A 21500-nucleotide genomic window follows, 5' to 3' on the forward strand; every position below is an offset into this window, starting at 1 on the left:
ATCACGGGTTCAACGCGGTGTAATTGTGGCGCCCCAGACGCACAATCATCAGGGTCACCGAGTCGGCGTTCTTGAGCATGATCTGGCTGCGCTTGTCGACGTCGGCGAGGAAGATCGTGCGGGCTTCATTCAGCGTCTTGGCGCCCGTGATGCGCAGGATGCTGGTGTAGCCCAGGGCATCGTTGCGCCGCACATCGCGCCAGTGGTCGTCCTCCTGCTGGGTGAACAGGTCCTGCCCGGGGGTGCGATGGGAGAGCCGGTAATCCTGCAGCCGCTCGATCTGGGCACGGGTGCGAACGTTGGCGGCCGTGTCTGCGCGCAACAGGTCCGGAAACGGCGCGTTGGACTCAAGGTACGCGATGTCCTTGGTGTCCAGCACCAGGTGCGACACCTCGTGAATCAGCGTCGCCCCCTGAAAATGCGGCAGGGTCTCGAACCCTTGCTGGATCGCCTCCGGCTTGAGACGAAAACGCGGCGGACGGAAAAACCGGTCGGTGAGGAAGATGCGTTGCTGCGGGTCCAGCGGGATGGTGAACGCCGTCACATGGCCGCGCCCCGGCCGGTTGGTGCCGACGACGATACGCGTCGACGACAGCGGGGAAAGCGACGCATCCATCATCGCGTCGAGCAGGGTTTTGATCGCCACTTCGACTCGTGTCAACAGCGCCTGATCCGGCGTCTCGACGCCAAAGAAATCACCGACGATGCGCTGCACCCGAGGGTCCAGCGTGCCGTCCGGCCGGTGCGCGTGGAGATTGTCCAGAGCGTTCTCCAGGTAATTTCTGGCCTGGGCATGGGCCTCGTCGATACGCCGTGCCCGATAGCGGTAGGTTTGACGGATCTCGGTCATGCCGCGGGCCTCGACCACCAAGCTGCCCTCGGCGCTAGCGGTGGCGGCGCTGTCCAGGCACCGCGTGACGACACCCCCGCCGCCTCTCAGGCGCAGGCTCAGGTCAAGCTGCCAGTGCTGATTGTCGTCCAGCACGATGTAAGGACCAGGCGAGCCCTGCGCGTCGACGATTTTCCACTCGCCCCGCTCCGTCAGGCGCTGCACCTGATAGACCCGACCGGCGACCACGGCGTAGGGTTTTTCATCCTCGTTGTCGAAATACAGGTTGAGCAATTCGTCATGGCGCATCTCATCCAGCTCGACGTTTCGCGCTTCGAGCCCTTCCAGACGCGCCCGCTGCTCCGCCGTGAGCACGGTTCGGGTCCAGGAAAACGACGTACCCACCGTTTCCGCGTCTTCTGCCGCCTGCCCTCCATGGCGCGTCTGCTCCTCGGGCGGGGCCTCCAGAAGGGCCTGCTCCCTGACCGTAACGACGACGCCCAAGGCCGCGGTGAATTCCGACAGCGCCCGCCCCCACCGATGCCGGGACGCTGAAAGCGCCGATGCCCGAAACAGCGTGTGGCTCTGCCAGAGCGTGACCAGCGCCGCCAGTTTGTTGGGCAGCAACGTGAGCGCCTGACTCAAGGCCAGTGTCGCCAGGAACAGCCGCCCCGCGCGGTCAGCCTGAGCGTTGCTGACCGCGTTGGACACGCCCATGTCCAGCAGCAATTTCAGAGTGCCGGTGAAGATCGTGTGCAGGGCATTGCCTTTGTCCTCGGCGATGTCGATGGTCACCGGCCCCGGCGCGCGAACCGGCAGGTCGTTGAATCCTTCCACCGAAAACGGCAGATGGGGTTCGACGAATCCACCGTGGGCATAACGTCGCTGCACTTCAGGGTCCAGCCGCTCCAGCAAGAAGGCCTGCAAAGCGGTGTCCGTACGCAACGCCTGTTGCAGCGCCTCGCGACTGGCGTATTCCCTGAACACGAAATCCGGGTGATACACGGCGTACAGCACCACCGGGCCCTCGTGCGGCGCGGCCGGGCAGATCAGGTAGACACCGGCGACCGGGTCGGGGCTCATGCCCGCATCTGCCACCAGTTGCAGCGGGCTGAGAATCACCCAAGTGCCGTCCAGCGGTTCGCGGGCGATGCCGTCCGGCATGCTCAGCACCGTTGCAAGGAAGCGATAACCGCGCTCACTGAGCCTGCCCTCGACCTTTTCCGGCAAGGCAACAGCCATCAGGGCAGCAGGCAACTGGGTCACGAACAGGTGTTTGCGTTCGGCGTAATGGGCATCGGTTGGCATGAACGCCTTGCGCAGCAAACCCATATAGGCCGCGCCGATGTCCACCTCCCGGATAAGGGCACGCAGGTAATCGGGCGTCAACGAGGCAGCCGCCTGTGGATAGCGGGCGGATTGCACACTCAGTGCGCCGTCCTGTGCATCGACGAACCGGTTGATCGCATACTCGACCAGCGACTCGGTGCGCGTCAGCGTAGCCGCCGGCACGCCAGACGGCAGCTCGCCCGCCGCCGGCAACGCCGACACATAGCGATGGGACGTGACCGTGATGTGGTCCGGATCGAACGCTTGCTCGGGAAAATCCTGCTTGAGTCGGTCCATCAGCTTTTGATGCGCGAGCTCTTGCAACAACGGGATGCCGAACATGAAATCCTTGCCGTCATCACTGGTCTGGTAGTAGCGCTTGAAGATGTTGTAGTACTCCATCAACTCGGCAATCGAGGCCCTGCTCACCCAAGGCGGCAACATCGCTTCGAAGATGCTGTTGTCGATGCGGATGGACAGCCCGTCGAGCAGATTGACGAGTGGTCGGTCTTGCTCGGTGACCTTCGCGAGCCGCACGAACAACCTCGCTTCCAATCGACAACGCAGCGCTCGCTTGCACAGCTGAAGCACGTCCTGCTGCTGGTGATCGAGCGAAACGTCCTGCATCGCCTGCATCACATGGCCGTCGATGCGGGCCAGGGCGACATGCATCGGCGCGTCAGAGGCGCTCAGCAGATCGGCGCGCACGGCCCGACGCTCACCTTCGCTCAGCAAGACCAGCCACCGCTCGCGGTTCTCGCCGCGCAGGTTCAGTCGCAACGTCGCCTGTAGCCGCTCCACCGAGCTGAACTGCCGCCAGCCGAACTCGCACGACCACAGCAGCACCGGGCTGTCTGCCACAAGGGGTTGATGCAGGATGAGCGTGTCCCCCAGCATCGCGCCCGGCTGATCGCCCCAGGACAACGACACCGAACACGCCTCGACCACCGGTACACCCAACGCTGATCGCAGGCTGCGCACGGGACGGTCCAGCACTTGTCGGGCAAGGGTCATGGCGTGGCTGTCGATCCTGCCTTGGCGCTTGGCCAGCGAAAGGTCGAGGCGCATGGCGTCTTCGCGGATGCCGAGCGCGTCCTGGTACGGCCTGGACAGCACGTCCTCCTGGCGCTGCGGACTCAGTCGGGATCGCCGGAAATCACTCACATAGCGCGCCTCGAAACCGTCCATGGCACCGGTCAGCATGTGCTGGATCAGCGTCACTTCCAGATGCACGGCGAACAACGGCGGCTCCGCCTTGATCTGCGTGCTGGGCTGCACCACGGCAGACCGATGCCCGGTGACGCATTCGATCAACATGGACACCAGGTCCAGCGACACGGCATGAAGCGATTCGCTGACCGTAACCGCATGGGGCTCGACGTCCGAGGACTCAAGGGCGGCCGATTCCAGCCACTGGATATGCAGGTTGCTCGCCCGCGCCTGAGGGCCGATCAGCACGCACACGTAGCGTTGCAGGGCCTGAGTTGCGCAGTGGCTCAGCCTGTCAGGCAGACTCCGCAAACCTTCGGCGCGGGCATCGAAAGCTTTGGCGAACTCGACCCAGGAAGCGGACAACGAGCGGCTGGCGCCGGACACCCCGGAGGTCTCTGTCGCCGACGATACGGCGCCGTTACGCCGGGCTTCGTCGGCAATGGCGTCGAGACCGGCAGCCGTCGCCGTCTCAACGGCCTCGCGGACGGGGGGAAGGTCTGCGTGGCCAGCGGGTTGCTGAGCGTTTTCCTCGGCAGGCGCGGGCGTTACCTGCGCATCGAGCCACGCGCTGGCAAAATCGAACGGTGCGTCCTCACGCCAGCGCCCCGAGCCGAATGCCAGTTGCCGTGGATCGACCAGTGGCCGAACGTCCAGCGCGTCATCAACCATCGCCGCGCGCTTTTCCGACGCACAGGGCAGGCCCAGGGCGAACGCCAGATTGCGCGACTGCAAGGCAATGATCGAGTCGACCCGGTCGGCGCACAGCGGCGCCAGAATGTCGACCAGCGAGACCTGCAACACCCCCGCTCCGCCAAGCATCGGCTGATCGGCCAGCGTCAGCGCCGGTCGCAACTGGTCGCGTCCCGGTGCTGTGTTCAGAAACTCGGTCAGCGCCGCCAGGTCGGCGAAGTGCAGCAACCGGTGGTCCGTGGAAAACCACAGCACCTGCTCATTGCCGTCGTCGGGCTTGATCAGAAACGTCGCCGCCAGTGGACGACCGGGGCCGTCATTGACGCTGAGCAGCAGCCGCTGGCAGCGCAGGTCCGTTGCTTCCGGCGCCGCGTGCAACAACCGTAGCAGCGCGTGCTGCGCGGCGGTATGGGCAGGGCCGTCGTGGCAATGGTCATACAGCTCGCGGCGCAGGCTGCTGTCGAAACCGGCGATGGCCTGGGCACGGCAGTTGCCTGCCGTAGCGTCCGTGCCTTGCCAGAACGTCGCCAGCCGTTCGCGATAACACGCGCCGAGGTCCGTCTGCGCCGCCGCGAACGCCTCGCGCAGCAACGCGCTGTCGGCCGGGGTCGCCAGACGTCCCTGAGCGTCGAGAAAGCGGCGTTCATACCCGGCGTCCAGATTGACCTGGCAGCTGTCGTCGAACGCCGCGTGCGCCAGGGTCTGAACCACAAGATCCGGCTCGGCATTACCATCGTCTGTCGGCGTGACCTGCAACAGGTGCGAGGTGGGGTCGAGAGGCATGTGCGGCAGCAGGCGTTGTAACTGCGCGGTCAACGAAGCGGTCGAGGCGTCCAGCAACGACGGGGTCCGGCTCAGTTGTTCCGTCAGTTGCCCAACGTGTTCGACCTGTTGATCAACGATGGCCAGCATCTGCGCCGTGAACGGGTCGACCTCGATCCTCTCGTACTCGAACAGCGTGTCGGCATTGCCCTGCGCGAAGCGCTCGCGCAGGGCGGCCAGCAGCAGGTGGCGATCGTCAAACACCTCAAGGCCTCTGGCGAGGGTATGAAGGTACACGCGAGGATCATCGGTCCGGGCGTGGCTCAACATCAACGCGGCGGCCAGCTCCAGGGGCCGTGGCGAGCCGTCGCTGAAGACGAGACGGTCAACCCGCAACAGGTCCGGCGCATCGTCGTCCGGGTCGTGGGTGATGCACTGCAGCCAGGTGCGCTGCGCAGAGGTGATGCGGTGGGCCTGCTCGGCCTCGGCCAGCCCCTCTAAAAAGCGCTGCCGCAGGGACGCGCTGTGGAAATACGTGACAGTGGCAGTAGACATGAAAGCTCCTTTTCACAAAATGCCCACGACCGGGTTTGAACCGGCCACGGGCCACATGTGGGGAGCGTAGGGAGAAACACGGGGCGGGCTGCGCTACATAACGCTGTGCACAGCGACGGGATTTTCAGATTGACTGAGCCGCCCCTTTGCAGCAGCGCGGCTTGCCGACGGCAGCGATCCCACTGACGCCACCGCCTGGCTGCTACAGGGCCAATGCGAAAAACGCTTTGATCAGCCGCAGCTCACGGCGTCGTTCCAGGCAGCCGATGAAATGCTGATTCACCAACCCCTCCCCCACCAGCGGCATCGCCACCACGCGCGGGTCGTGGCTGACTTCGACCGACGACACGATGCCGATGCCAAGGTCCGCCGCCACCGCTTCGGCGACCGCTTCACGACTGTCCAGCTCCAGCAACACCCGAGGATTGACCTCGGCCCGCGCACACGCGGCATCGAACGTCTTGCGGGTCACTGACGACGACTCACGCAACACCATGATCTGTCGGTCCAGCCGCTCGGCCGCGATTTCGACCTCATTCGCCCACGCGTGCCCAACCGGCAACAACGCACAGATTCGCGACTGCACGAGACTTTCCAGACAGAGCCCTTTGCGCGATTCCACTTCGGTCAACACCGCCACATCGGCATGCTCCGAGACCAGCGCAGCCAGGGTTTCCTGGGCATTGCCCAAGCGCAGATTGACCGTGATCCCCGGAAATTTCGCCCGCAGCCGAGCCAGCATGGGCATCACCAAGTGCGGCCCATCCGCCACAACTTCCAGACGCCCCGTCAACAATTCACGATGGGCCTCCAGCAGCGCTTCGGCTTCCTCGGCCATGCCGAACATCGCACGGGTGATCGCCGCGAGTTTCACCCCCTCTTCCGTCAATTCGACCCGCCGCGCCGTGCGCCGCAGCAGGGTGATCTGGTAGCGATCTTCCAGCGCCTTCACGTGACCGGTCACGGCAGGCTGGCTGATGAACAGGCGGGCGGCAGCACGGGTAAAGCTGCCTTCACGGGCCACGGCGTCGAAGGCGCGCAGTTGAAAGAGGTTCATGAATCGGCCTGACTTATAGTTCGGATAACAACAAGCAATTTGATTGATAGCCGCCCGAGCGTCAACGTAGCCCCATCACGTTCTGACCCTGCGAGGCCCTCATGAGAAATACGCCACCCGTCCTGCTGACCCCCGGCCCTTTGACGACATCCCTGCGTACCCGGCAGGCAATGAGGGTGGATTGGGGATCGTGGGATGAACGCTTCAATGCCCTGACCGCCAGCGTCTGCACGCAGTTGCTGGACATTCTCAACGGCCACGGCACCCATCACTGCGTTCCCCTTCAGGGCAGCGGCACCTTCGCCGTCGAAGCCGCCATCGGCACCCTCGTGCCTCGCGACGGCAAGGTGCTGGTACTGATCAACGGCGCTTACGGCAAACGACTGGCCAAGATTTGCGACGTGCTGGGCCGCGCGTTTTGCACCTTTGAAGCTCCGGAAGACCAGCCCATCACGGAGGCCGATCTCGAAGCGATGTTGCGAGCCGATTCGCGTATCACCCATATCGCGCTGATTCATTGCGAAACCAGCACCGGCATCCTCAACCCGCTGCCGGAGATCGCGGACGTCGTCGCTCGCCACGGTAAACGGCTGATCATTGATGCCATGAGCTCATTCGGCGCACTGCCGGTGGATGCCGCGAACATCCCGTTCGACGCGCTGATCGCCGCTTCGGGTAAATGCCTGGAGGGCGTGCCGGGGATGGGTTTCGTCTTTGTCCGCAAAGAAACGCTGGAGGCTGCCGCCGGGCGCTCGCCGTCGCTGGCACTGGACCTGCACGACCAATACGCCTACATGGCCAAGACCGGGCAGTGGCGTTTCACCCCACCAACCCACGTGGTCGCGGCGCTGCACGAAGCCCTGCTGCAATACCGGGAAGACGGCGGCTTGCCCGCGCGCAATGCTCGCTACACCGCCAACTGCCAGACGTTGATCAAAGGCATGGTCGAACGGGGATTGCGCCCGTTTCTGCCCCCCTCGATTCAAGCGCCGATCATCGTCACCTTCCATGCCCCACGCGATGCGCGTTATCAATTCAAAGATTTCTACGAGCGGGTCAAGGCCAAGGGTTTCATCCTCTATCCCGGAAAACTGACCCAGGTTGACACTTTCCGCGTTGGTTGCATCGGCCACGTGGACGCCCAAGGCATGCAGGCTGCCGTCGATGCCATCGGTGACGTCCTGCTGGAAATGGAAGTGGTCGACATCTGAGCCTCGCCCCCATTTGAAACCCTGACTTCGCACGACTTTAAGGATCTCCTCATGAACTACAGCAACCCCACCCACCTGCAGGCGGCCATTCTCGACTGGGCGGGCACGGTCGTCGATTTCGGCTCGTTCGCCCCGACGCAGATTTTCGTCGAAGCCTTCGCCGAATTCGACGTGCAAGTCTCCATCGAAGAAGCCCGCGGCCCCATGGGCATGGGCAAGTGGGACCACATTCGGACGCTGTGCGATCAATCACCGATTGCCGAGCGTTACCGCAAGGTGTTCGGCCGCGTGCCCACAGACGAGGACGTGACGGCGATCTATGAACGCTTCATGCCGTTGCAAATCGAAAAAATCGCCGAGCACTCGGCACTGATCCCCGGCGCGTTGGACACCCTCACCCGTCTGCGCCAGCAAGGACTGAAAATCGGTTCCTGCTCGGGCTATCCGGCGGTGGTGATGAACAAAGTCGTCGAACTGGCCGCGCAAAACGGTTACGTGGCCGACCACGTGGTCGCCACTGATGAAGTGCCAAACGGGCGCCCCTGGCCTGCACAAGCGCTGGCCAATGTGATTGCGTTGGGGGTCGACGATGTCGCGGCGTGCGTCAAAGTAGACGACACCGTGCCAGGGATTCTCGAAGGCCGCCGCGCGGGAATGTGGACGGTGGCACTGCTCTGCTCGGGCAATGCGCTGGGCATGACGCACGAACAGTATCAAGCGCTGACACCCGAGAGGCTGGACGCCGAGCGCACACGTATTCACGCATTGTTCGAAGGCTCACGCCCGCACTATCTCGTCGATACGATCAATGAGTTGCCCGAGGTGATCGCCGACATCAACCGGCGTCTGGAGAAAGGGGAAGTGCCGCAGCTGGCATGACACAAACCTGAACCTGTAGGAGCCGGCTCGCTGGCGAAAGCGGTGTGTCAGTGACCAAATGAGCTATCTGACACCGCGCGTTCGCCAGCAAGCCGGCTCCTACAGTTTGGGGCAGCTTCAGGCCTTGACCGTGCGCTCAACGTGCGCCGCAAACGCATCGATGATGGCCTGCAGGAACGGGCGGGTCTTCTCGCTCAGCTTGCCTTGCTCATCGAAGAACGTCCCGGCGTTGCCCAGATACGCCTCAGGTTGCTGCATGCACAGCACGTCGAGGAACACAAAGCTCTGGCGCAAATGCTGGTTCGCACCGAAACCACCGATGGCACCCGGCGATACGCTCACCACTGCCGCAGGTTTGGCCTTGCCCCACGAGCTCTTGCCGTACGGACGCGAGCCCACGTCGATGGCGTTTTTCAGTGCACCCGGCACCGAGCGGTTGTACTCAGGGGTGACGAACAGGAAACCGTCCGCGCCCTGGAGCGACTGACGGAATGCCGTGTAGGCGGCCGGAGGAGAATCCAGGTCGATGTCTTCGTTGTACAGCGGCAGGTCGCCGATTTCGACGATGCTCAGTTTCAGGCTGGGCGGTGCCAACTCTGCCAGTGCGCGGGCGACTTTGCGGTTAATGGAGTCTTTTCGCAAGCTGCCGACGATCACTGCAATGGTATGGGGCTGGCTCATGAAGCTGACCTTCTTCTGATGGAGGAGTGGACAGTTATAGATGAAAGATGCCGTTCAGTCCGCCCTGTTTTTTGGTTGCCACTCATCGAATCCGCCGATCTTCGTGGCGAATCTCGTCGCGTCCACGCCTACCGTTGGTCGAGACTATTTTTTTCCTCGGCGAAAACTCCCCCTCAAAACGGCGGTCTGAAAGGCTTGAGCGAGTAAGGTGCCTACAGATCCTACGGATTTGCCTTACGAGCGGACACGGATTCACGGCGCGCAGTGGTACGATGCGAGCGAAAACGAGCAGTTATTTCCAGAGGTTACAAAGCAAATGGCTTCAGTTCTAGTTGGGCAATTTCATGCCAGAGATGCGGAAGGTCGCATCTACCCGGTGCATGAATTCCGCGAATCACAGCCCGACGAGGCTGACGGCAAGGAGCCCGTGTCCACCTATCGCCTGGCCATTGGCGACCGCGTGAACCACTTGGGTGGCGATGAATTCGAATTGGTGCAGTCAGGGATCAAACTTACCCGCACGAGTTAACAGCCACGAGCTCCGGAGAAGCAGCTGCGAGTTGCAAGTGACGAGCTGCAAGCAGAAGCAGTGCGCGGTGTCTGGGAATGCGTTGTTTGCTTTTAGCTCGTGGCTTGCAGCTTATAGCTCGGAGCTGTCGACGGAGTCGAAAAGCAGGTACCAGAAGATCGCTGATTCTTGCGTCGTCGGGTCGATGGCGCGGTAGCGCAGGTGGTCGATTCCGCCGACCACGAACCCGTAGCGTTCATACAGTTTGCATGCTGCCAGGTTGTTGTTCTGGGTTTCCAGCATGATGCCGGGCAGGTGGTGTTTGCGGGCCCAGAACTGCGCCACGTCCAGCAGCTTTCGGGCCACGCCGTTGCGCCGGGCCACGGTGTCCACCGCCAGCTCATCGATGTGCGCGAAACCATTCCAGTGCTTGCTGATGACGATATGCCCGACCGGGTCCTCGTCCAGCCACGCGACCAGCACGGTGCCGTCGCCACCGTCGCGGTAGTTGCAGAACTCTTCCGAATCAATCCCGTAATTCTTCAGATAAGGTTCGACCGGCGTCACGGGCCATTGCGCCACGGGCTGACCGATCTGCACCTGCGCGTAGCCGGTGACCTCAAAGGTGAATTCGCAATTGAGGATGTAATCCTCGAAGCACTCGTCCGCGACACGAATGCTCAGGGTCGGGCTGGCCATTGTCACCGGGAGCCTCCTGCGCCTTGGATGAACGGAGTCAAGCCTGCCTGGCGGCTCAGGCTTGCTGGGCCTGCGCTTCCAGCAACTGAGTCCAGAGTGCCGGAGCGCCAGCCGACCTGGCGATGACCGCCAGACGCGCTTCGTGCTCGGCCCTTTCGGCCTCACTCGCCATGACGATCCGACCCGGCGTGCGGTTGACGATCTTGCGGACTTCGGAAGGACGGTCCGCACCGCCCTCGCCATCATTGTTACCCGCCAGGGACAGGGCCGTCTGGCCACCGGTCATCGCCAGGTAAACATCCGCCAGAATCTCGGAGTCGAGCAACGCGCCGTGCAGCTCACGACCGGAGTTGTCGACGTCGTAGCGTTTGCACAGAGCGTCGAGGCTGTTGCGTTGACCCGGATGACGCTCACGGGCCATGGCCAGGGTGTCAAGGATCGAGCAGTAGCTGGAAAGATTGGCGCGGTCGTGCTGGCCAATCAGATTGAATTCGTTATTGAGGAAGCCAACGTCGAAGGGCGCGTTGTGGATAATCAGCTGCGCGCCCTTGATGAACTCGTAGAACTCATCGGCGACTTCGGCAAAACGCGGCTTGCCGATCAGGAACTGGTCCGTGATGCCGTGAACGCCGATGGCGCCCTCGTCGCTGTCACGGTCCGGTTGCAGGTACACGTGGAAATGACGCCCGGTCAACCGCCGACCGATCACCTCGACACACCCGATCTCGATGACCCGGTGGCCATCAGTGACGGGCATACCGGTGGTTTCGGTGTCGAGTACGACTCGACGTTCAGTGATGATGTTCTGTGCAGTCATTGCCTGGCGCCTCGGTTGCAGGCGCGGATATTAACACGGGAGTTTTCGGGATGTGTGCACGACCGATTGGATGAAGCCCACCCCCACAGAGTTTATCTGCGCCGCGAGTCTGGGCCAGACGCGGCCCCCACTGTAGGAGCGAATTCATTCGTGAAGGTGGGTCAGGCGATGGAGATGCTCGGCTGCACCGGCCAATCGCGAATAAATTCGCTCCTACAGGGTCCATCTGCGCCGCGAATTCCGGGCTTAACATGGACTCAACTGTGGGAGCGAATTCATTCGCGAAGATGGGTCAGGCGGTGGAAATGTATCGGCCGCACAGGCCATCAACCGTGCTTGATCCCCCGCACCTCATCCACCCCGCGATTCGCCAACTGGTCGGCTCGTTCGTTGCCGGGGTGGCCGATGTGCCCGCGCACCCACTTCCAGGTGACATTGTGGCGATTGACCTGCTCGTCCAGTTGTTTCCAGAGGTCGGCGTTCTTCACCGGTTCTTTCGCCGCCGTCTTCCAGCCGCGCTTCTTCCAGTTGACCATCCACTCGGTGATGCCCTTCATCACGTACTGCGAGTCGGTCACAAGGATCACGTCGCACGAACGCTTGAGCTCTTCCAGCCCGCGAATCGCCCCCAGCAGCTCCATGCGATTGTTGGTGGTGTTGGCCTCACCGCCCCAGAGTTCCTTTTCAACGCCTTTGCAGACCAGCAATGCGCCCCAGCCGCCAGGACCGGGATTGCCCTTGCAGGCGCCATCGGAGAAGAGTTCGACGGTATCGGTATCGCTCATTACATTCGTTCCAGAATTGATGAAGCCCGGCTATCCACCCTAAGGCATCAAAGCTCGGGGGTGCGCCGATTGACCTTGGCCATCGGCAACGGCAGGAGTTTGCCCATGGGTTCCCGGCGGGGCATGCGCACCGGTCGCAGACCGACCACCATCTTGCGCGCCACCAATAGATAGAAGCCGCCACCGGGGCTCTGCCAGCCACCGCCCAGACGCTCAAGGCCTGACAGGCGGTTTTGCCACTTGGGCGAAGCAAGCGGCGGACGATAGCACCCGAACCGGCGTTTCTCCAGCGCGAAGCCCAGCAGATTGAGCCAGTCGCCAACCCGCGATGGCGAGATGCAACGCGCCCGACGCAAGGCATCGTTGGCGAAGAAATGACGGACGCCCCACGTGCTCCAAGGGTTGATGCCGACGATCACCAAATGGCCACCAGGTCGCACACTGCTGGCGGCTTCGCGCAACAGACCGTGGGGAGAAAGACAGAAATCCAGCCCGTGCTGCATCACCACGACGTCAGCCGCGTGCTCGCTCAACGGCCAGGCCTGCTCTTCGCAAACGATCTCAACCCCCGGCAACGGCGCGCCAAGCCGTACGTTGCGCTGCACCTGCTTGGCTTCGGGCGGGTTTTGCGCCGACGGTCCGTAATGCACCAGGTAGCCGCCAAAGAACCGTTCGAGCTCTTCCTCCAGCACCTTTCGTTCTTCTTCCAGCAACAACTGCCCTAAAGGGCCGGACAGCCACTCACGGGCAGCGCTGATCAACTCAAGCCACTCGGGGTCGGCCTGGGCGAACGCTTCATCGGTCATTTCCGGTCTCCATGAGATGGCCCGCGCCAGGAAGGCTCGCGTGGACGCTATTCAGACTCTAAGATTGCGCTTTGTTTCCAGCCAAGTGAATCGCGCCATGATACAGATCGATGCCCTGCCCGCTTTCACCGATAACTACATCTGGTTGTTACAAGACAATGCCAGCCAGCGTTGCGCCGTGGTCGATCCCGGCGACGCTGCGCCCGTGCTGGCCTGGCTGGGCAACCACCCAGGCTGGGAACTGAGCGACATCCTGATCACCCATCACCACGCGGACCACACCGGTGGCGTGGCCGAGCTCAAGGACCTTACGGGCGCTAAAGTCTACGGCCCGGCCAACGAAAAAATTCCGGGCCGGGACGTTGCGCTGTCCGATCACGATGAAGTCACCGTACTCGGCCTGACCTTCGCCGTCCATGCGGTCCCCGGCCACACCCTCGGACACATCGCCTTTTATCACGCCGATCCGCAGACACCGTTGCTGTTCAGCGGCGACACCCTGTTCGCGGCGGGCTGTGGTCGCCTGTTCGAAGGCACCCCGGAACAGATGCATCATTCGCTGAGCCGCCTGGCCGAATTGCCTGATAGCACTGAGGTGTATTGCGCCCATGAATACACCCTGAGCAATCTGCGTTTTGCCGTGGCCGTGGAGCCGGAGAACCCGGACGTCACTGGCCGTTTCGAGCAAGTGACCCGCTGGCGCGAGAAAAACCGTATCAGCCTGCCCTCGACATTGGGTCTGGAGCGCAAGACCAATCCGTTTTTGCGCGCTTCGCAACCTTCAGTAAAACAAAAAGCGGACGAACGGACGGGTATAGACAACGCGTCGCCTGTAGCCGTTTTTGCCGCCTTGCGGGCTTGGAAAGATAAGTTCTAAACGGGTCGCGGATCGGCACAAAAATTCTGAAAGGTTGACCGTTCTTAAGACGCTTTCTAGAATCGCCCGACATTTTCGACTGGAACTATCCCCCAGCCAATGTCGTCATCCATACGCAGAACCTTTAATTCCGACGCATTGACTCGGTTAGCTCAGGCAATCGCGGTGGTCGCGAGCGCAACGTTGGCAGGCTGCCAGACCACCAGCAGCCTGGAGCCCAGTGGCTCGACCAACGTCTCTCACACCCCCGCCGTCGCCAAACCTCAGCCCGTTTTCGTGGCACGCAAACCCGCTCCGCTGGCCCCGCCCCATGATGTGTGGGAGCGCATGCGTCAGGGCTTCCAGTTGCAAGACGGCAACGGCCTCAACCCGCGCATCGACCAACAGCGTCTCTGGTTCGCCAACAACCCGTCGTTTCTTGAAACGGCCGGTGAGCGTGGCAGCCTATATATGCACTACATCGTCGAACGCCTCGAAGAACGCAACATGCCGTTGGAACTGGCGCTGCTGCCGGTCATCGAAAGCGCCTACAACCCGAACGCGCTGTCCCGCAGCGATGCCGCCGGCATCTGGCAGTTCATCCCGTCCACGGGGCGTTACTTCAACCTGCGCCAGACCAGTTTCTACGATGGCCGCCGCGACATCACAGCGTCCACCGCCGCCGCCCTTGACTACCTGACCAAGCTGCACGACATGTTCAACGGCGACTGGCTGCTGGCTCTCGCGGCCTATAACGCCGGTGAAGGCACCGTCAGCCGCGCCATTGAACGCAACGAAAAGCTCAATCTGCCGACCGACTACTGGAACCTGCCCCTGCCGCAGGAAACCCGCGACTACGTGCCGAAACTGCTGGCCCTGTCGCAAGTGGTGATGTCGCCGGAAGCCTACGGCGTCAACCTCAACCCGATCGACAACAAGCCTTACTTCGAAGTCGTCGAGCTGAACCAGCGCATGGACCTGTCCAAAGTCGCGCAGATGGCCAACATCGATGAAGACGAGCTGATGCAGCTCAACCCGGCGTTCAAGAAGCGCCTGACCATCGACGGCCCTCAGCACCTGTTGGTGCCGACCTCCAAATCACAATTGCTGACCGCCAACCTCTCGAACATGAAGCCCGAAGAGTTGGTGGACTGGCAGCAATACCGCGTGCGTCCGGGCGACAGCCTGGCCAGCATCGCCAGCCGCTACAAGGTGTCGACCAGCACGCTCAAGGACTTGAACAAGCTCTCGGGCAATCACCTCAAGCGCGGCCAGGCCCTGACCATCCCCGTGCAACCGGGCATGAAAACCGCGATGCCGGTGTTCGAAGAAGTGGCCGAGGTGGATGAAAAGCCTGTCCGCATGCGCACCTATAAAGTGAAGAAGGGCGACACCCTCGCGCAGATCGCCCGCGTCAACAAGGTGGACGCCAAGGACCTGCAGCACTGGAACAAGCTGACCGGCCACAACATGAAAGTGGGCCAGACGCTGGTGATGCAGGACAACAGCAAGCCTGCCCCTGCGCCAACCACCAAAGCCAGCGCTCGCGCGGTGGCCAAAGCCGACACCGGCAGCAAGGCCAAAGGCAAGGCTCAGGACGCCGAACCGAAGGCGATGCAGTACAAGATCCAGAAAGGCGATTCGATGTACGCCGTGGCCAAGCGTTTCAACGTCGAGATGCAACACCTCAAGCGCTGGAACCCGCGCAGCGGCCAGGCGTTGAAGCCTGGGCAGACGTTGACGGTTTATTTGCCGCATTGATCTACCGACACCGCCCCCTCCGCAGAGCGCGATTGCGTTGAATCCTTCAACGCATCATTCGCTGACACGCTTCTGAACCTGTAGGAGTGAGCTCGCTCGCGATAGCGGTGTGTCTCTGACACATCGGTCGCCTGAAACACCGCTATCGCGAGCAAGCTCACTCCTACAGGTTCGATGCTGGCCACCACCCTTTTTCCAGCCCATACAAGCTGTTACTGTGACCGACCGCTGCCTGGATCGAACGCCATTTGATACGCCTCCTGCTGCTGACTTTCAGCCTGGTCTTGAGCACGACAGCCGCCGCGACCATCAGCGAAAGCCATGGTTACGCACAGTTCGGTGTCCTCAAGTACCCGGCCAGCTTCACCCATTTCGACTGGGTCAACCCCGAGGCGCCGAAGGCTGGCACCTTGCGAATCATGGCCAACGGCACGTTCGACACGCTCAACCCCTACACTTTCAAGGGCAGCAGCCCGATCTCGACCCCCAATTTCGGCCAGTACGGCGTCAGTGAGCTGAACGAGCCGCTCATGGTCGGCACCGGGCAATACGACCCGTCCGGGGACGAACCGACGTCAAGCTACGGCCTGATCGCCAAAACCGTCGAATACAGCGAAGACCGCAGCTGGGTGGTGTTCAACCTGCGCCCCGAAGCGCGCTTTCACGATGGCAAGCCGATTACCGCCTACGACGTGGCGTTTTCCTACAGAACTCTGTTGAAAGACGGACACCCGCAATACCGCACGGCGTTGCAGGAAGTGCAGCGGGTGGACATCCTCAACCGCCATCGCATCCGTTTCGTGTTCAAGCGATCCGGCAATCCATTATTGATTCTGCGCCTCGGCGAACTGCCCGTGCTGCCGCAGCATTACTGGAAGAACCGCGACTTCAAGGCCACCACCTTCGAGGCGCCGCTGGGCAGCGGGCCGTACCGCATCACTCAGGTCCGTCCGGGGCGCAGCCTGGTGTTCGAGCGGGTCAAGGATTACTGGGGCAAGGATCTGCCGGTCAATCGCGGCAAGTACAACTTCAACCGCGTGGAAGTGGAGTTCTACCGCGACGCCGACGTCGCCTTCGAAGCCTTCAAAGCGGGCGAATTCGACATCTACATCGAGCATCAGGCCAAGAACTGGTTCACCGGCTACGACTACCCCGCCGTCAACGAAGGCCGTGTGATCAAGGCGCAGATTGCGCACCAGATCCCGACCCAGACCCAGGGCCTATTCATGAACACCCGGCGCGGCACCTTCGCTGACATTCGCGTCCGGGAAGCCTTGGGCCTGATGTTCAATTTCGAGTGGACCAACCGCACCCTGTTCAACAACGCCTACCAGCGCTCGACCAGCTACTACCCCAACAGCGAATTTTCCGCGACCGACCTGCCGTCCGGCCGCGAATTCCTGATGCTGTCGCCCTATCGCAATCAATTGCCCGCGCCGCTGTTCACCCAGCCGTTTGCGGTGTCGAAAACCGATGGCGGCGGCGTGCCCCGCGACACCATTCGCCGCGCCCTCGGCCTGCTCGCCGACGCCGGTTGGAAATTCACCGACCGTGGCCTGACCAACGCGGCCGGTCAGCCGTTGCGTTTTGAAATACTCCTGGTCAACCCCAGCCTCGAACGAATCCTGCAGCCCTACATCGAAGACCTCACGCGAATCGGCATCGAGGCTCGGCTGCGCACGGTCGATCGCGCTCAATACAAGCAGCGGCTGGACCAGTTCGATTTCGACATGATTCTGATGACCCTCAGCCAGACCCTGAGTCCGGGCCTGGAGCAATGGCAGTACTTCCATTCCAGCCAGGCGGGCATCAAGGGCAGCAAAAACTACGCGGGCGTCGCCAATCCGGTGGTGGATAGCCTCCTCAGCCAGTTATTGTCGGCGAAAACCCGTGAAGATCAGGTCGCCGCGACCAAAGCACTGGACCGCGTCCTGCTCTGGCAGCATTACATGATCCCCAACTGGTACCTCAGCACCCATCGTCTGGCGTACCGCAACAGATTCGCCTTCGTCACCACCCCGCCCTATACCCTGGGCCTGCGTGCGTGGTGGCTCAAGCCTTCGGAGAAAAACCCATGACTGCCCTCCGCTCCCTGACGCGGGTTGGCGGCTTGTTGCTGAGCCCATTCCTGCTGACCCCACTGCTGCTGGGGATGGCCACCTCATCCCAGGCCGCGCCGCAACATGCCATCACGCTCTACAACGAAGCGCCCAAATACCCGGCGGACTACAAGCACTTCGATTACGTAAACCCCGACGCGCCGAAGGGCGGCATCCTGCGCAGCGCGGGGTTTGGCGGCTTCGACAGCCTCAATCCGTTCATCAGCAAGGGCGTGCCCGCCGACGACATCGGCCTGATTTACGACACCCTGATGCGTCAGGGTCTGGACGAGCCGTTCACCGAATACGGCCTCATCGCCGAGAAAGTCGAACGCGCCCCGGACAACAGCTGGGTGCGTTTCTACCTGCGACCTGAAGCCAGGTTCAACGACGGCCACGCGGTGCGTGCCGACGACGTGGTGTTCAGTTTCGAGACATTGATCAAGGACGGCTCGCCGCTGTACCGCAGCTATTACGCCGATGTCGATCAGGCGGTGGCGGAAAACCCCACCACGGTACTGTTCAAGTTCAAGCACAACGACAACCGCGAGCTGCCACTGATCATTGGCCAACTGCCGGTGCTGCCTAAACATTGGTGGGCCACCCGCGATTTCAGCAAGGGCAATCTGGAGATTCCGTTGGGCAGCGGGCCGTACAAGGTGGTCGACGTCAAACCCGGACGCTCGGTGCGTTACGAGCGGGTCAAGGATTACTGGGGCAAGGACCTGCCGGTCAACAAGGGCTTCTACAACTTCGACAAGCTGTCCACCGACTACTACCGCGACAACACCGTGGCCCTCGAAGCCTTGAAGGCCGGGGCCTTCGACTTCTGGCAGGAGATGACCGCGAAAAACTGGGCCACGGCCTACGACGTGCCCGCCGTGCGTGAGGGCCGTTTGATCAAGGAAGAAATCCCCAACGGCAACCCGCAAGGCATGCAGGGTTTCATCTTCAACCTGCGCAAGCCGATGTTCCAGGACGTTCGTGTGCGTCAGGCCCTCAGCCTGCTGCTGGATTTCGAGTGGACCAACAAGCAACTATTTTTTGGCACCTATACACGTACAAAAAGTTATTTCGACAACTCGGACATGGGCTCTCGTGGGCTGCCGTCCGAGGCCGAGCTGAAAATCCTCGAACCGCTGCGTGACAAACTGCCGCCCGCGCTGTTCACCGATGAATTCAAACTGCCGGTCACCGATGGCAGCGGGATCATTCGCGAGCAACAGCGCAAGGCGTTCGCGTTGCTGAAAGACGCGGGCTGGAAGATCGTCGGCGACAAGATGGTCGACACCGAAGGCAAGCCGGTCAGCATCGAATTCCTGCTGGCTCAGACCGAATTCGAGCGCGTGCTGTTACCGTTCAAGCGCAACCTCGCGGACATCGGCATCAACCTGGAGATTCGCCGGGTGGACGTCTCGCAATACATCACCCGCCGCCGCTCGCGGGACTACGACATGATCGTCGGCAGCTTCCCGCAATCCAGCTCGCCGGGTAATGAACAGCGCGAATACTGGGATTCGTCCGCCGCCGACAAACCGGGCAGCTACAACCTGATCGGGCTCAAAGACCCCGCCGTCGACACGCTGGTCAGTGGCCTGATCAACGCGGACTCGCGTCAGAGCCTGATCGACCACACCCGCGCCCTCGATCGCGCCCTGCTCTGGGGCTATTACGTGATCCCCAACTGGCACATCAAAACCTGGCGGTTGGCGTACTGGGATCACCTCGGTCATCCGAAAAAATCCCCGCTTTACGACATCGGCACCATGACCTGGTGGGTCAAACCCGACGCGACTCCTGCGATTCCGGTGCAAACCACGCAGGACGCCGCCGGGCCTGAAACGCCATCCAAGGACACGGAGCAATAACATGCTGGCGTACATTCTGCGGCGTTTGCTGCTGATCGTGCCGACCCTGTTCGGCATCCTGTTGATCAACTTCGTGATCATCCAGGCCGCTCCCGGTGGCCCGGTGGAACAGATGATCGCCAAGCTCGAAGGCTTCGAAGGCGCCACCAGCCGCATCGCCGGGGGCGGCGCGGAAGTCTCGGTGGCAGGCTCGACCTACCGCGGCGCACAGGGCCTGGACCCGGCGCTGATCAAGGAAATCGAGCACATGTACGGCTTCGACAAGTCGGCGCCGGAACGCCTGTGGATCATGGTCAAGAACTACGCCCGGCTCGATTTCGGCGACAGCTTCTTCCGCGACGCCAAGGTCATCGACCTGATCGTCGAGAAGATGCCGGTGTCGATCTCGCTCGGGCTGTGGAGCACCCTGATCATGTACCTGGTGTCGATCCCGCTCGGGATCGCCAAGGCCACGCGACACGGCAGCCAGTTCGACGTCTGGACCAGCTCGGCGATCATCGTCGGCTATGCAATCCCGGCGTTCCTGTTCGCCATCCTGCTGATCGTGGTCTTCGCAGGCGGCAGTTATTTCGACTGGTTCCCGCTGCGGGGCCTGACCTCCAGCAACTTCGACGAGCTGAGCTGGCTGGGCAAGGTCGGCGATTACTTCTGGCACCTTGTACTGCCAATCACCGCGTTGGTGATCGGCAACTTTGCCACCATGACCTTGCTGACCAAAAACAGCTTCCTCGATGAAATCGGCAAGCAGTACGTGATCACCGCCAAGGCCAAGGGCCTGACTCAGCATCGCGTGCTCTACGGCCATGTGTTTCGCAACGCGATGCTGCTGGTGATCGCGGGTTTCCCGTCGGCGTTCATTGGCATTTTCTTCACCGGCTCGCTGCTGGTGGAAGTGATCTTTTCCCTCGACGGCCTCGGCCTGATGAGTTTCGAAGCCGCGATCAACCGCGACTACCCGGTGGTGTTCGGCACCCTCTTCATCTTCACCCTGCTGGGGCTGGTGGTGAAACTGATCGGCGACCTGACCTACACGCTGGTTGACCCACGTATCGACTTCGACCGCAGGGATCATTGATATGACGTTGTCCCCTCTCAATCGACGCCGTTTCGAACGCTTCAAGGCCAACAAGCGCGGCTGGTGGTCGCTGTGGCTGTTCCTCATCCTGTTCGGCCTGAGCCTGGGCGCCGAGCTGATCGCCAACGACAAGCCGCTGATCGTGAAATACGACGGCCAGTGGTTTTTCCCGGTGTTCGAGCGCTACCCCGAAACGACCTTCGGCGGCGAATTCCCGCTGGAAGCCAACTACAAGAGCCCGTACATCAAGGAGCTGATCGCGGCCAAAGACGGCTGGACGTTATGGGCGCCGATCCCGTTCAGTTACCAGAGCATCAACTACGACCTGAAAGTCCCGGCCCCTGCCCCGCCGTCCCGCGAGAATCTCTTCGGCACCGACGACCAGGGCCGTGATGTGCTGGCCCGGGTGATCTACGGTTTCCGGGTCTCGGTGCTGTTCGCCCTGACGCTGACGGTCCTTAGCTCGATCATCGGCGTCATCGCCGGAGCCTTGCAGGGCTTTTACGGCGGCTGGGTCGATCTGGTCGGCCAGCGGTTTCTGGAAATCTGGTCGGGCCTGCCGGTGCTGTACCTGCTGATCATCCTCGCCAGCTTCGTGCAGCCCAACTTCTGGTGGCTGTTGGGCATCATGCTGCTGTTCTCGTGGATGAGCCTGGTGGACGTGGTGCGCGCCGAGTTCCTGCGCGGACGCAACCTCGAATACGTGCGCGCCGCCCGCGCCCTGGGCATGCAGAACGGCGCGATCATGTTCCGCCACATCCTGCCCAACGCCATGGTCTCGACCATGACCTTCATGCCGTTCATTCTCACCGGCGCGATCGGCACCCTGACCGCGCTGGACTTCCTGGGCTTCGGCCTGCCCGCCGGCTCGCCCTCGCTGGGCGAACTGGTCGCGCAGGGTAAATCCAACCTGCAGGCGCCGTGGCTGGGCATCAGTGCCTTTGCCGTGCTGGCGATCATGTTGAGTTTGCTGGTGTTCATCGGCGAATCCGCCCGTGACGCATTCGACCCGAGGAAATGA

General features: G+C 62.0%; 16 protein-coding genes. 9 read left to right on the forward strand and 7 right to left on the reverse strand.

Features of this window, described 5'->3' with window-relative positions; genetic code table 11:
- Position 1: 1 nt before the first annotated feature.
- Both AAEO81_RS22430 and AAEO81_RS22435 read right to left on the reverse strand, forming a co-directional pair.
- A complete protein-coding gene (locus AAEO81_RS22430; protein ID WP_341959086.1) occupies positions 2 to 5377 on the reverse strand; it encodes a DUF6543 domain-containing protein in 5376 nt (1791 codons plus the stop codon).
- A 202-nt stretch (positions 5378 to 5579) separates the two neighbouring features.
- Complete coding sequence (locus AAEO81_RS22435; protein ID WP_341959088.1) at positions 5580 to 6434, reverse strand: LysR family transcriptional regulator; 855 nt, start codon at positions 6432 to 6434, stop codon at positions 5580 to 5582.
- Positions 6435 to 6535: 101 nt separating this feature from the next.
- On the opposite strand from AAEO81_RS22435, the gene AAEO81_RS22440 reads away from it, so the two are divergent.
- Positions 6536 to 7645, forward strand: a complete 1110-nt coding sequence (locus tag AAEO81_RS22440) for a 2-aminoethylphosphonate--pyruvate transaminase (protein WP_341959090.1) — start codon at positions 6536 to 6538, stop codon at positions 7643 to 7645.
- Between the two features lie 51 nt (positions 7646 to 7696).
- On the forward strand, positions 7697 to 8524 hold the full coding sequence (gene phnX, locus AAEO81_RS22445; protein ID WP_341959091.1) for a phosphonoacetaldehyde hydrolase: 828 nt from the start codon (positions 7697 to 7699) through the stop codon (positions 8522 to 8524).
- A gap of 117 nt (positions 8525 to 8641) precedes the next feature.
- On the opposite strand, the gene AAEO81_RS22450 is transcribed toward phnX, so the two are convergent.
- Positions 8642 to 9205: an NAD(P)H-dependent oxidoreductase gene (locus AAEO81_RS22450; protein ID WP_341959092.1), complete on the reverse strand. Its 564-nt coding sequence runs from the start codon at positions 9203 to 9205 to the stop codon at positions 8642 to 8644.
- A 316-nt stretch (positions 9206 to 9521) separates the two neighbouring features.
- Here AAEO81_RS22450 and AAEO81_RS22455 point away from each other — a divergent pair, with 316 nt between their 5' ends.
- Positions 9522 to 9734 (forward strand): hypothetical protein, encoded by a 213-nt coding sequence (locus AAEO81_RS22455; RefSeq protein ID WP_341959093.1) that lies wholly within the window; start codon positions 9522 to 9524, stop codon positions 9732 to 9734.
- Between the two features lie 111 nt (positions 9735 to 9845).
- On the opposite strand, the gene AAEO81_RS22460 is transcribed toward AAEO81_RS22455, so the two are convergent.
- From AAEO81_RS22460 to AAEO81_RS22475, 4 genes are all read right to left on the reverse strand, one after another.
- A complete protein-coding gene (locus tag AAEO81_RS22460) occupies positions 9846 to 10418 on the reverse strand; it encodes a GNAT family N-acetyltransferase (protein ID WP_341959095.1) in 573 nt (190 codons plus the stop codon).
- Between the two features lie 49 nt (positions 10419 to 10467).
- The gene (dnaQ, locus tag AAEO81_RS22465) at positions 10468 to 11211 is read right to left on the reverse strand and encodes a DNA polymerase III subunit epsilon (protein WP_341964600.1); all 744 of its coding nucleotides are present in this window, start codon (positions 11209 to 11211) and stop codon (positions 10468 to 10470) included.
- 344 nt (positions 11212 to 11555) lie between these two features.
- A complete protein-coding gene (gene rnhA / locus AAEO81_RS22470; RefSeq protein WP_341959097.1) occupies positions 11556 to 12014 on the reverse strand; it encodes a ribonuclease HI in 459 nt (152 codons plus the stop codon).
- Between the two features lie 47 nt (positions 12015 to 12061).
- A complete protein-coding gene (locus AAEO81_RS22475) occupies positions 12062 to 12820 on the reverse strand; it encodes a methyltransferase domain-containing protein (protein ID WP_166593213.1) in 759 nt (252 codons plus the stop codon).
- Between the two features lie 97 nt (positions 12821 to 12917).
- On the opposite strand from AAEO81_RS22475, the gene gloB reads away from it, so the two are divergent.
- From gloB to AAEO81_RS22505, 6 genes are all read left to right on the forward strand, one after another.
- Entirely contained in the window at positions 12918 to 13697 is a 780-nt protein-coding gene (gene gloB / locus AAEO81_RS22480) for a hydroxyacylglutathione hydrolase (RefSeq protein WP_341959102.1), read from the forward strand.
- 99 nt (positions 13698 to 13796) lie between these two features.
- Positions 13797 to 15437 (forward strand): LysM peptidoglycan-binding domain-containing protein, encoded by a 1641-nt coding sequence (locus AAEO81_RS22485; RefSeq protein ID WP_341959104.1) that lies wholly within the window; start codon positions 13797 to 13799, stop codon positions 15435 to 15437.
- A 248-nt stretch (positions 15438 to 15685) separates the two neighbouring features.
- A complete protein-coding gene (locus AAEO81_RS22490; RefSeq protein WP_341959105.1) occupies positions 15686 to 17515 on the forward strand; it encodes an extracellular solute-binding protein in 1830 nt (609 codons plus the stop codon).
- Positions 17512 to 19404, forward strand: coding sequence for an extracellular solute-binding protein (locus AAEO81_RS22495; RefSeq protein ID WP_341959106.1), 1893 nt, complete (start codon positions 17512 to 17514; stop codon positions 19402 to 19404). The genes AAEO81_RS22490 and AAEO81_RS22495 overlap by 4 nt, the downstream gene beginning before the upstream one ends.
- Position 19405: 1 nt before the next feature.
- Entirely contained in the window at positions 19406 to 20479 is a 1074-nt protein-coding gene (locus AAEO81_RS22500; protein WP_166593218.1) for a microcin C ABC transporter permease YejB, read from the forward strand.
- Between the two features lies 1 nt (position 20480).
- Positions 20481 to 21500 carry an ABC transporter permease gene (locus AAEO81_RS22505; RefSeq protein ID WP_166593219.1) on the forward strand — a complete coding sequence of 340 codons (1020 nt, stop codon included), beginning with the start codon at positions 20481 to 20483 and terminating at the stop codon, positions 21498 to 21500.

Source organism: Pseudomonas sp. RC10, from assembly GCF_038397775.1.
In the GTDB taxonomy this organism is placed as follows: Bacteria; Pseudomonadota; Gammaproteobacteria; order Pseudomonadales; family Pseudomonadaceae; genus Aquipseudomonas; species Aquipseudomonas bambusae.

Coding starts and splice junctions, on each gene's coding strand:
- AAEO81_RS22430 (WP_341959086.1), bottom strand. CDS start 5,377: ATGTCTACTGCCACTGTCACGTATTTCCACAGCGCGTCCCTGCGGCAG.
- AAEO81_RS22435 (WP_341959088.1), bottom strand. CDS start 6,434: ATGAACCTCTTTCAACTGCGCGCCTTCGACGCCGTGGCCCGTGAAGGC.
- AAEO81_RS22440 (WP_341959090.1), top strand. CDS start 6,536: ATGAGAAATACGCCACCCGTCCTGCTGACCCCCGGCCCTTTGACGACA.
- phnX (WP_341959091.1), top strand. CDS start 7,697: ATGAACTACAGCAACCCCACCCACCTGCAGGCGGCCATTCTCGACTGG.
- AAEO81_RS22450 (WP_341959092.1), bottom strand. CDS start 9,205: ATGAGCCAGCCCCATACCATTGCAGTGATCGTCGGCAGCTTGCGAAAA.
- AAEO81_RS22455 (WP_341959093.1), top strand. CDS start 9,522: ATGGCTTCAGTTCTAGTTGGGCAATTTCATGCCAGAGATGCGGAAGGT.
- rnhA (WP_341959097.1), bottom strand. CDS start 12,014: ATGAGCGATACCGATACCGTCGAACTCTTCTCCGATGGCGCCTGCAAG.
- AAEO81_RS22475 (WP_166593213.1), bottom strand. CDS start 12,820: ATGACCGATGAAGCGTTCGCCCAGGCCGACCCCGAGTGGCTTGAGTTG.
- gloB (WP_341959102.1), top strand. CDS start 12,918: ATGATACAGATCGATGCCCTGCCCGCTTTCACCGATAACTACATCTGG.
- AAEO81_RS22485 (WP_341959104.1), top strand. CDS start 13,797: ATGTCGTCATCCATACGCAGAACCTTTAATTCCGACGCATTGACTCGG.
- AAEO81_RS22495 (WP_341959106.1), top strand. CDS start 17,512: ATGACTGCCCTCCGCTCCCTGACGCGGGTTGGCGGCTTGTTGCTGAGC.
- AAEO81_RS22500 (WP_166593218.1), top strand. CDS start 19,406: ATGCTGGCGTACATTCTGCGGCGTTTGCTGCTGATCGTGCCGACCCTG.
- AAEO81_RS22505 (WP_166593219.1), top strand. CDS start 20,481: ATGACGTTGTCCCCTCTCAATCGACGCCGTTTCGAACGCTTCAAGGCC.